We start from the raw sequence: 12,215 nt of genomic DNA on the forward strand, positions 1-12,215 counted from the left end.
TTTCAATTCATTTGAATAAACCTGATTTTTTCGAGCCATAGAAAATCCCCTTTAAGTAGAATGTTAACTACAGTTTAGTGTAGTTTTTTTTACATTGTCTACTTAAAGGGGATAATATCAAATTGACAACTAGTTGTTTCTTTATTATATGATGGCAAGCTTGCGCATTATTTTAGCGAGACCATCTTCGTCTACATGATCGGCAATATGATGTGCAATAGCCTTCACTCGTTCATGACCATTTCCCATTGCAACACCTGTCCCAACCGCTTGCAGCATTTCTATATCATTAATGCCATCTCCAAAAGCAATTGCATCCTTTAGTGTGATCCCCATTTTATCCAATACTTTTTCAATTCCTACCGCCTTCGAGCCGCCCTTTGGCAAAATATCGCAAGAATACGGATGCCAACGGACAAATTGGACATTCGGAAACATTTCACAATATAAAGGTTCATCTTTTTCTTCCATAAATATAAGTGTTTGATATACATCGTTCTGCATATAATAGAATGAATCCAATTCTGGATAAGGATATCTAAGTGTATCCAAGCTTTCCGCTACCATTATATGATCACTAACAGATGCAATCATCCGTTTGTCATCTAAAAATACTACTGGTTCATTACGGGCGTCACCAAAAGCAATAATTTTAGCTAATTCTTCTTTTTCAATACCATTCGTATAGACAACCTCACCCTTGTAAACAACATATTGCCCATTGAAGGTCACATACGTATTAATATCAAGTTCTTCTAGTAATGATTCAATCATAAAAGGTGCACGACCTGTAGCAATCGCCAATTCATAGCCATTACGGCGTGCTTCCAAAAGAGCATTTTTCGCAGATTCAGGTAATTTTTTTTCGCTGTTATAGAGAGTGCCATCAACATCAAAAAACAAAATTTTATTCATTTTATAATCCCTTTCTATAAATATTACCCATCAAGGTGAATGACTTTACATAGACAATAATTTTTATTATAATGATCCTAAGGAGTGATGTGCCATGCTGAAGAAACTAAAACGAAAATTGTTGAAGCAACTTCGTGGCGTACTCGGAAAAAAATCAATTGCCTAACATTTGCCCTTCATTATTTGAAGGGCTTTTCTTTATTTTAGAGGAACTGCGTGATAATATAAAGGAAATGCATTTATTTGGCTATACGCAACCACTGTCTCACTACTTCCTATTCATTTTATAACATAGTGCACAACCGACGTATTGAGATACAAGGACTACAAACGTACATTTCTTCTTATAAGAAATTCGTTGTTTTCTTGTAGCACGTGTGTGGTAGTAGTCAAAGGTGCAATAAAATTGTACGCAATTAAAGGAGAGCAAACTATGATTTACAAAGTTTATTATCAAGAAAAAGCACATGAAATTCCAGTTCGCGAAAACACTAAAAGTCTATACCTTGAAGCTGCTTCTGAACGAGAAGTACGTCAAAAGTTAAAAGACCGTAACTACAATATCGAGTTCGTTCAGCTGCTTGAAGGTAACTATTTAGAGTACGAGCAAGCAAGCCCGAACTTCATCTTGGAGGAAATTTAACAAACATGAAGTTTGTTAAAAATGACCAAGCAGCTGTTTTCGCGCTCGGCGGACTGGGCGAAATCGGCAAAAATACTTATGGCGTTCAATTTCAAGATGAAATTATTTTAATTGACGCTGGCATTAAATTTCCAGAAGATGACTTACTCGGCATTGACTATGTTATTCCTGACTATACGTATTTAGTACGTAACGTCGATAAAATCAAGGGACTATTTATTACACATGGACATGAGGATCATATTGGCGGTATTCCTTACCTTTTACGTCAAGTGAATGTCCCAGTCTATGGTGGTAAGCTCGCACTTGGCTTATTACGTAATAAATTAGAAGAACATGGCTTGCTACGTACAACTAAACTCATCGAAATTAAAGAAGATGATGTTATTAAATTTAGAAAAACATCTGTTAGCTTCTTTAGAACAACTCATAGTATCCCTGATGCTTATGGAATTGTTGTGAAAACACCACCTGGTAATATCGTTCATACAGGTGACTTTAAATTCGACTTTACACCTGTTGGCGAACCGGCCAACCTAACAAAAATGGCCGAAATTGGACGAGATGGCGTACTTTGCTTACTATCAGATAGTACAAACGCTGAAAAGCCTAATTTTACAATGTCAGAGCGTACAGTCGGCAAAAGTATCGATGAAATTTTCCGTAAAGTGGATAGCCGAATTATTTTTGCTACATTTGCGTCAAATATTCACCGTTTACAACAAGCAACAGACGCAGCTATAAAATATGGAAGAAAAATTGCTGTCTTTGGTCGTTCAATGGATAATGCGATTACAATTGGACGTGAGCTTGGTTATATTAACGCTCCAAAAGATACATTTATTGATGCTCAAAGCATTAACCGACTTCCAGCAAATGAAGTAATGATTTTATGTACAGGCTCACAGGGTGAACCAATGGCTGCATTATCACGTATTGCCAATGGTACTCATAGACAAATCCAAATACAACCTGGTGATACAGTTATTTTCTCTTCTTCACCGGTTCCAGGTAATACTGTGAGTGTCAATAAAATCATCAATTTATTGTTCCGTGCAGGTGCAGAAGTTATTCATGGTGCATTAAACAATATCCATACTTCTGGTCACGGCTCACAAGAAGAACAAAAATTGATGCTACGTTTAATGAAACCTAAATTCTTTATGCCTATCCATGGCGAATACCGTATGTTAAAAATGCATACACACTTAGCGGAAGATTGCGATGTACCACTTGAAAATACATTTGTTATGGAAAATGGCGATGTATTAGCATTAAGTGCCAATGAGGCACATGTGGCTGGTCGTATCCCTTCTGGTGATGTTTATATCGATGGCAATGGTATTGGAGATATCGGCAATATTGTGTTACGTGATCGTCGCATTCTTTCTGAAGAAGGCTTAGTAATCGTAGTCGTAAGTGTCGATATGGAAAATCAAAAAATTGTTTCAGGTCCTGATATCATTTCTCGTGGCTTTGTCTACATGCGCGAGTCAGGTACGATGATCAATGAAGCTCAAAAAATGCTTAATCGTCATCTGAATGAAACTATTCAAGGCAAAACTCCTCAATGGACAGAGCTTAAAAACGAAATTACAGACGTTTTAGGTCCTTACCTATTTGAAAAAACAAAACGTCGTCCAATGATTCTACCGATTATTATGGAGGTTTAGCCTCATGGAAAGAAGCTATGTACTATGTACATAGCTTCTTTCTTTTTGTTGGACAACAAAAGGTGAATTGTAAATTTACTTATTTTTTATCTTTTTTTGAAACCTCTTTTTTTATTTTTGCGTATATAGTAATAACAACATCAAAAAGGAGCGTTTTTATGCTAGATAAAATTCTTCATTCCCTACTCAATGGTAAATCCAAACGTCATTATTCTTCGTCAAGCAGTCGTCGCAAATATTCTAAACGCCATAATTATTATGGGCATAAGCATTATAAACGTAGTTCTCGTAAAAGCTCACGTAGTTTTTTTAGCTCTTTAAGTTTTTTCAGTAGCTAATGTGGTGGAAACGACTTTCAGAAAAAAACTTTGATCATGCCGTAGAGCTTTTCATAGCCGAGCATCCTGATTTCACGTTTAAAAAATTTCTTGGCTTTGGCTCTTATGGTCGTGCGTACTTAATTGAAAATTGCTCATCAAAAGGTTCGTTCGTCTTAAAATGCCTGCGTCCAAAGCATCGTCATCACCAAAAAACGATACATAAATTCAGGCAGGAAATTCAAATTCTACAACAATTATCATTGCCGAATTTACCTAAAGTCCATTCGACTGGAACTATTCAAGATGTGCCTTATTTTATAATGGACTATATAGACGGCCAAACCTTTGAACAGCTTATTTTTCAAGAAGGTATTAAATTTACCGTCGCTCAGTCACTTGAAATAACAAAACAGCTTTTAGAGCAAATTAACCTGCTACACAATCATGGTATTGTCCATCGGGATTTGCGTATACCTAATATCTTATTAGTTGATCAACAATTACACATTATTGATTTTGGTCTCGCAACGACATTACAAAAGGCCGTTAATCTTTCTTCCATACAAAACCCGAAGCGAGCTGAAAATCATATTAGTGATCTATATTTCGTTGGCCATTTTCTATTGTTCTTACTTTATTCAGATTTTAAACCAAGTAAAAAGAAAGAGGATGCTTGGCAGCAAGAATTGAATTTACCGATCGAAGTGAAGGATTTTCTCGAACGATTATTATGGATTCAAGACCCTTTTAGTAGTGCTTTAGAGGCATGGCAATCAATGCCCCATTTAACAACACCTTCCATGCATTCGAAAGAAAAATAAAAAATAGAATTGTTCACCCCCTAAAGTGAACAATTCTATCTTAAGGTTTAAATATTTAAGTATTTTGCACATACATAAGCAATCCAATGATACGCCGGATTAAGTCGTAAATTTTCTATTAGCCCCTTTACGATGGCTTTACTGTATGTCGGCTTTTCTATTTCGAGTTTTAACAGCTCCAATGATTCTTTTTCTATAGAATCCTCTATATTATCAATATTCTGTTCAATTAATTGCAGTAACATTTCCTTTGAAAAGTCTGGTTCGCAAGGCTTCGCAATAAAAGTAACAAGTTCCTCTGTAATAAATGGTATCGTCGTATGACGTGCAATAATATCTGTTTTCTCTGCTAAAGATTTCGCAAGTTGTTCTAAATCAAGAGGCATATCTGAAAAAATAAACAGTTCCGCATAGCTCTTCATAAAACCTTTTATACAATACATGACATCGTATTTTGTTTTTTGTAATTTATCCTGATACAGTTGCTCCAGCATAAAAATGATAGATTTAGACATCTCTGCTTCATACGCTGTTATTTTATAAAAAAGCTCTTTTTTTGTTAGAAAAACCTTTTCGTTAAAAAATACCCTAGCAGACGCAGAGTGTTCTTTGAATGCCTTAAAGATACTTTTATAAAATTCAACCAACATCGTTTCTTTGTTATACGTCCCTCTGACTACGCGGTCAACATCTGTAATGAAGTGTTGTAAATAGTAGTCAACCATAGAGATAACAAGCTCATCTTTTGTTTTGAAGGATAAGTAAAATGCACCCTTAGAAATCCCACAACGTTCTGTTATTTGCTGTACAGATGTAGCCTCAAAACCTTGTTCAGAAAACAACTCTAATGCTTTCTCCATAATTAATTGCTTTTTTAACATATTTTTAACTCTCTCCTAATGCATTTCGTTGACAAATGACCGATTAGTCATTAGTATAAATAATTGAATTTAGTTAGTCAATAAAGGGTAGGTGTGAAGGTGAAAGGTTTAGTTAATTTCGTATTGAAAAACAAATTGGCAGTGTGGTTATTAACAATTATCATCACTGTCTCTGGTATTTATTCCGGTACAAGAATGAAAATGGAATCTATACCTGATATCTCAATCCCATACTTAATTGTCATGGGCGTATATCCTGGTGCAACGCCTGAACAAGTCATGAATGATCTTTCCATCCCATTCGAGAAATCTATAGAAAGTTTAGAAGATGTGAAGGCAGTTTACTCAACATCCTCTTCCAACGTAGCACAAGTGCAAGTTGAATACGACTATGGCATTGATATGGATGAAAAAAAGCGTCAGTTAGAAGCAGCTTTAGATAATTTAAAATTACCTGAAGGTGCCCAGGAGCCAACTATTATGGCTATCAGCATGAATATGATGCCAGTAGTAGCTCTATCCGTAAGTAGCTCTAAGGAAGATATTGTCGATCTTACATCTACAGTAGAAGATATTTTACTTCCTAAAATTGAAAAAATTGATGGTGTTGCCTCTGCAACCATTACAGGTCAGCATATTGAACAAATATCATTTAAATATGATGAAGAAAAAATGGCCGCTTTAGGTTTAACAGAGGAATCAGTCAAGCAAATGATTCAAGCAAGCGATATGTCCTTGTCACTTGGATTATATCAATTTGCTGTTGGCGAACAAGCAGTTTCCGTAGACGGTAAAGTTCAATCCGTAGATGAACTAAAAGATTTATTAATTCCAGTCACACCTTCAGCAACAAATCCTTCACCATTCGTTCGTCTAGGTGATATTGCAAAGATTGAAGTAGAAGGTAAAGTACAATCTGTGTCCCGTACAAACGGTCAAGATGCTATCGCAATTCAAATCGTTAAGGGTCAAGATGCTAACACTGTAACTGTTGTTAATGCCGTTAAAGACCTTATGAAAGATGAAGAAAAACGTTTAGATGGTCTAAACGTAGATATCTCTCTTGACCAAGGTGCCCCAATCGAAGATTCTGTCTTTACTATGATTGAAAAGGCAGTATTTGGTGGTGCAATTGCTGTATTAATCATCTTGTTATTCTTACGAGATTTCAAATCAACAATTATTTCGATTGTTTCAATTCCTGTTTCAGTTTTCATGGCATTACTACTGCTAAACTGGATGGATATTACATTAAATATTATGACTCTTGGTGCGATTACCGTGGCCATCGGACGTGTTATCGATGACTCGATTGTAGTTGTTGAAAATATTTATAGACGTATCCATTTAAAACAAGAAAAATTAACAGGTCGTGCTTTAATTCGTGAAGCAACAATTGAGATGTTTAAACCGATTCTTTCGTCAACATTAGTGACAGTGGCTGTATTTGCTCCACTTATTTTTGTAGGTGGTATGGTTGGTGAATTATTCATGCCATTTGCACTGACAATGACGTTTGCATTAGGTGCATCATTATTAGTAGCCATTACAATTGTACCTGCATTATCTCATTTCTTATTCCGTAAAAAATTATACGGTGAGAAAAAAGAAAGCCAGCATAAAGAAGTTGGTAAACTAGCAACATGGTACAAAGGCGTGTTAGAAAAAGCTTTAAATCATAAAATTATTACGTCTCTCATTGCGATTTTCTTACTTGTAGGTTCATTAGCGTTAACTCCTTTAATTGGGTTTAGCTTTATGGGATCACAGGAAGAAAAAGTTATGTACCTAACATATACCCCTTCAACTGGAGAGCTTGCAGATGAAACTGCGGCTAATGTTGAAAAAGTAGAAAAAGAATTAATGAAACGTAAAGACGTTGATATTTTACAAGTTTCCATTACAGATGCGAACAATGTCGATCCATCAGCTATGATGATGGGCGGAGGCGCTGGCGGTGCTTTAATGTACCTAATCTTTGATCCAGATATGAAAGACTTCCCTAAAGCACGTGAAGAAGTGGAAGACTATGTATTTAATATCGGTCAATCAGGAGAATGGAAATCTCAGAATTTCTCTTCAATGTCTATGTCTTCAAACGAAGTAAGCTACACACTCTACAGTGATGACTTAGATAAACTACGAGATGCTGTCAATCAAGTTGAAGGTGCTTTAAAAGATGTGGATGGCCTTGAAGATATTAAATCTGATAATGAGGATCCATATGTAGAAAATGTACTAAAAGTAGAACAAAAGAATGTCCTTCAATATGGTTTAACAACGGCTCAAATCGTGATGGCTTTAAATGCCAACACATCACAAGAAGTTTTAACAACGGTGAAAAATGATGGAAAAGATATTGATGTCATTGTTCAGCGTGATGCTAAAGCAGCCGCGACTTCACTTGATGATGTTTTAGCAACTGAAATTAAAACAGCATTAGGCACAACGATGACTATTGGTGAGCTAGTAGACCTTGAAGAAGGTACGACTCTTAACTCACTATCTCGTTCAAAAGGTGAATACTTCGCAACTGTATCCGGTACAATTATCGGCGATGATATTTCAAAAGCAACTTCTGCTGCCGATAAGAAAATTGATAAATTAGATTTACCAAAAGGTGTAACAACAGGTGTTGCTGGTGTTGCTGCAGATATGCAAGAAACATTCACGAAGCTGGGTGTTGCTATGCTAGCGGCCATAGCGATTGTATACTTCATTTTAGTTGTTACATTCGGTGAAGGTTTAGCTCCGTTCGCTATTCTCTTCTCACTTCCATTCGCCGTAATCGGTGCATTTGTTGGTTTATTCGTAACCGGTCAAACGATTTCTGTTTCTGTTATGATGGGCCTACTGATGTTAATCGGTATCGTCGTGACCAACGCCATCGTATTAGTTGACCGTATTATTCATATGGAACATGATGGTCTAGCCATGCGTGAAGCTATTCTAGAAGCCGGCGCTACACGTTTACGCCCGATTCTTATGACAGCCATTGCAACAATCGGTGCGATGGTTCCTATGGCACTTGGTTCTGGTGGTAGTGGATTAATATCAAAAGACTTAGCCATTACTGTAATTGGTGGTTTATTATCTTCCACTCTATTAACATTAGTTGTTGTACCAATCGTGTATGAAATGCTTTCAAAAATGTTAAAGAAAAATCGTAAAGATACGGAAGAAAATTAATAAAAAACAGCTACTCATGCGGTTCAATCGCTTGAGTAGCTGTTTTATTATTTATTGAACTTCTTTTACTACAAAGGCTTCCTTGCTTTCTATACCTGTAGCAGATACAGCCTTAATGCCGTATGTATAGCTTTGCTTAGCAAGAGCTGACTTGTCCACAAATTGAGTGATGCCATCCTTATTATAAACAACATCCACTATATTTTGAGGGTCTTGGTAAGAGCCTTCTTTATTCCCTTTAAAACGATAAATAACATACTTACGTGGCTGTGTTTCATTATCGTCAATAATTTCAATCTTACGACCTGCCGCTTCCTTTGTCACTTCTACATAAGTTGGCTTGTTCGGCACTGTGTCATCATTCCAGGTTGTTTCTGGTGTCAATGCCGTATAATTATATAATTGTTGACTTACAATTGTTGCATAGCCTAATTTATTAGTTTGAAAGCTTCTTAACGAGAAATGCATTTGCCCATCGGCTGCTACCTTTTCTGAACGATTGTCTAGTATTTGACTTGGCAATTCCATTTTATTTTTCCACGCAGCATCACTGTCATTACCAACTTTGTAATCAGCCAGCCCGATGTATAGATGAACAGGGTGCGTTTTTGCATATGTTTGTACTTCGTGGCTCCACCAATTTAGCAATGTCCCATATTTCGCAACAGACAATGTTCTGGACCAATAAATTTGTGGGGTAATATAATCAATCGTGCCATTTTGAATCCACGTTCTGACGTCTGCATATAAATCATCGTAATTATTGACACCAGCTCGTGTATCACTTCCTGTGTTATCCAATGATTTATTACGCCATACTCCAAATGGTGAAATACCAAATTGTACATATGGCTTTGTTTCTTTTATGGCTGTATAAAGATTTTCTACAAGCTTGTTCACATTATCTCTTCGCCAATCCTCCACTTTTTTAAAGGAAGCACCATATTTTTTGTAGGCTGCTTGATCCGGGAAAACCTCATTAGCGATTTTGTATGGATAAAAATAATCATCCATATGAACGGCATCCACATCATAATTGGCTACTAGCTCACTTACTATTTCAACTAAATAGTCTTGCACCTCAGGTAAGCCAGGATTTAAGTAATATTGTTTGCCATATTTAACAACCCAGTTTGGATGAGTTCTAGCTACGTTATCGGCAGCAAGGTCAGTAAGCTTTTGTCCAGACATTGTTACACGATAAGGATTCATCCAAGCATGCAATTCCATCCCTCGTTTATGTGACTCCTCTACTATTATCTCAAGAGGATCGTAACCGGGATTTGTACCTTGCTTTTTCCCTGTTATGTAGGACGACCATGGGGCTAGCTCAGACGCATACATTGCATCATTTGTTGGTCTTACTTGATAAATAACCGTATTGAATCTATTGGCTTTTAATTGATCCAATGTTTGGCGTGCCCAAGCCGTGTACTGCTCCTTCGTCATACCTGCTTTCATATCAAGATTAAGAACTGTTGAAATCCAGACAGCCCGCATTTCTCTTTTCGGCTGTGTCGTGCTTGCCTTCACTGTATTAGCAGGGATTGCCGATAGGCATAACACCAAAATCATAGTGACTAAAGCAATAAATTTCCATTTACTATTTTTATTTCTCATATTTCCTCCATTTGCTATTTTTCTATTTTAGTATATGATAAGTTCTCCCTATATGCACGTCCCCGAAACAACTTTTTCACTTGATGGTCCAAGTCATGTAATCTTAATTCCTCCATTGATTTACAAGAAGCATGAAACAAATTAATTCTTATGCGGCATCTCGTTTAATAAATGAACTAAATACCCCCACAATATGTATAATTTTAAAATCCCCTCAAAAAATAGATGACCTTTATATACATGATTATTCCAAGTTTATATAATGATTGTTACAATTTCCTTATTTTAAAATCCCACCTAATTTTTGTTTGATTCTTTCTTTACCCGATCATGAACTGTATGCTACAATCAACACAGCTTATATAGAACGGAGGGTATTCCAAATGACAGCTTCAATTAGACTACGATTTCACATTACAAATTAAATATGCATACACTTTGCCTGCTGTGCAAGGAAAATGGAATTAGGTCTAGTCTGTTTTAGGAATACTGGAAAAGAGGGGACTTCTACTCCCCTTTTTTTTGTTGTCTTTTTACTTTCCACACAGGCACTACTGTTAGAAAGGGATGACGAATTTGGAACATTGGAAACGTAACACAATACTTTTTTTAAGTAGTCAAACGATTTCACTTTTTGGCTCTGCTCTTGTGCAATATGCCATTACATGGTATATCACGCTTACAACGCAATCAGGTAGCATGATGACCATTTCGATTATTTGTGGCTTTTTACCAACCTTCTTCTTAGCACCTATTGCTGGTGTCTGGGCAGATCGCTATAACCGAAAATGGCTGATTATCCTGGCAGATGGCCTAATCGCCTTGTCCACGCTCATTTTAGCCATTTTATTTTTAATCGGCTATGATGAGCTCTGGCTACTATTTGTTATATCAGCGGTACGCGCAGTTGGTGCAGGTATTCAAACACCAGCTGTTGGCGCAATTTTACCGCAATTTGTACCTGAAGAGCATTTAATGAAAGTTAATGGTGCAAATAGTAGTATTCAAGCTTTTATTATGATTCTTGCCCCTATGGCAAGTGGAGCATTATTAACGATGGCTTCAATCGAGTCTATTTTCTTTATTGATGTTACGACGGCTGCTATTGCCATCGCTATCTTCTTAATATTTCTGCACATTCCTGCACATGCAAAAGCTAATCAGCCACAAACAACAGGCTATTTTAGTGATATGAAACAAGGCTTCATCTACATTAAAAAGCATGCTTTCTTAAAGCATTTGTTCCTGTTCTTTGCCTTTTTCATGCTGCTCGCTGCACCTGCTGCCTTTTTAACACCTTTACAAGTTACCCGTAGCTTTGGTAATGATGTCTGGCGTTTGACTGCCATCGAGATGGCCTTTGCCATTGGGATGTTAATTGGTGGTATTGCAATTGCAACATGGGGTGGCTTTAAAAATAAAGTGCATACGATGACATTATCTGCCTTATTATTTGGTCTTTGTACAATGGCTCTAGGAGTCATACCTGTTTTTTGGCTGTATCTTATGATCATGACCGTTACTGGAATAGCTATGCCAATCTTTAACGCACCCGCAACAGTGTTATTACAAGAAAAAGTGGATAGTGATTATATGGGAAGAGTATTTGGCATTCTCAGTATGATATCTACCTCTATGATGCCTTTAGGTATGCTAATCTTCGGTCCAATTGCAGATATTATTGCTATCGAGTGGCTACTTATCGGTACAGGAATCCTCTTATTTATCCAAGGATTTTTCCTGTTTGGCAGTAAAGTCTTATTAAAAGCTGGCAGACCTACTACTGAGCATATGGATGTTGAAACGCTAGAAAAAAAGTGAAGACTTCGTATAAGAGACCGTTGCTGTTGATAAAAAATAATTAAAACGTAGCTTTTATATTTTAGACGCTAAAAAACCCTGTTTTATGCAGGGCTCAGACTGTTGACAAAAGTCATCGAGAAGTTCAGTCTCGACGGCTTTTGTCATTTTTTCTTCTTTTTTTATTTTCAATATTTGATAAATAATTGCCATTTTCAATATAATCTTCGAGCATAGTTGCTATTTTATGGAACCAAATGTAAGCATCGCCTGCATGGACGATTTTTGGGGACCTCATAAGGTTGTCCATCGCATATCCTGCTTTTCCTGAATATGGAGTTATTATGTAGAAG

The 12,215-nt window shown here is 36.6% G+C and carries 8 protein-coding genes; 5 read left to right on the forward strand and 3 right to left on the reverse strand.

Annotated features, from left to right (window positions below; translation table 11 throughout):
- Positions 1 to 144 precede the first annotated feature (144 nt).
- Positions 145 to 915: a Cof-type HAD-IIB family hydrolase gene (locus AC07YC_RS11815; RefSeq protein WP_494919472.1), complete on the reverse strand. Its 771-nt coding sequence runs from the start codon at positions 913 to 915 to the stop codon at positions 145 to 147.
- A gap of 433 nt (positions 916 to 1,348) precedes the next feature.
- Here AC07YC_RS11815 and AC07YC_RS11820 point away from each other — a divergent pair, with 433 nt between their 5' ends.
- From AC07YC_RS11820 to AC07YC_RS11830, 3 genes are all read left to right on the forward strand, one after another.
- Entirely contained in the window at positions 1,349 to 1,558 is a 210-nt protein-coding gene (locus AC07YC_RS11820) for a DNA-dependent RNA polymerase subunit epsilon (protein WP_336636783.1), read from the forward strand.
- A gap of 5 nt (positions 1,559 to 1,563) precedes the next feature.
- Positions 1,564 to 3,231 (forward strand): ribonuclease J1, encoded by a 1,668-nt coding sequence (rnjA, locus tag AC07YC_RS11825; protein ID WP_025113774.1) that lies wholly within the window; start codon positions 1,564 to 1,566, stop codon positions 3,229 to 3,231.
- A 337-nt stretch (positions 3,232 to 3,568) separates the two neighbouring features.
- A complete protein-coding gene (locus AC07YC_RS11830) occupies positions 3,569 to 4,372 on the forward strand; it encodes a serine/threonine protein kinase (protein ID WP_494919473.1) in 804 nt (267 codons plus the stop codon).
- A 47-nt stretch (positions 4,373 to 4,419) separates the two neighbouring features.
- Here AC07YC_RS11830 and AC07YC_RS11835 read toward each other — a convergent pair whose 3' ends face one another.
- Entirely contained in the window at positions 4,420 to 5,253 is an 834-nt protein-coding gene (locus tag AC07YC_RS11835; RefSeq protein ID WP_494919474.1) for a TetR/AcrR family transcriptional regulator, read from the reverse strand.
- A 99-nt stretch (positions 5,254 to 5,352) separates the two neighbouring features.
- Between AC07YC_RS11835 and AC07YC_RS11840 the strand changes: the two genes are divergently transcribed.
- Positions 5,353 to 8,442 carry an efflux RND transporter permease subunit gene (locus AC07YC_RS11840; protein WP_494919475.1) on the forward strand — a complete coding sequence of 1,030 codons (3,090 nt, stop codon included), beginning with the start codon at positions 5,353 to 5,355 and terminating at the stop codon, positions 8,440 to 8,442.
- A gap of 51 nt (positions 8,443 to 8,493) precedes the next feature.
- Here AC07YC_RS11840 and AC07YC_RS11845 read toward each other — a convergent pair whose 3' ends face one another.
- Positions 8,494 to 10,062: a glycoside hydrolase family 10-like protein gene (locus AC07YC_RS11845; RefSeq protein WP_494919476.1), complete on the reverse strand. Its 1,569-nt coding sequence runs from the start codon at positions 10,060 to 10,062 to the stop codon at positions 8,494 to 8,496.
- 567 nt (positions 10,063 to 10,629) lie between these two features.
- Between AC07YC_RS11845 and AC07YC_RS11850 the strand changes: the two genes are divergently transcribed.
- Positions 10,630 to 11,883, forward strand: a complete 1,254-nt coding sequence (locus AC07YC_RS11850) for an MFS transporter (RefSeq protein ID WP_494919477.1) — start codon at positions 10,630 to 10,632, stop codon at positions 11,881 to 11,883.
- The last annotated feature ends 332 nt before the right edge of the window (positions 11,884 to 12,215 follow it).

The sequence above is a fragment of the Lysinibacillus sp. GW247-5R2A genome, from assembly GCF_059424475.1.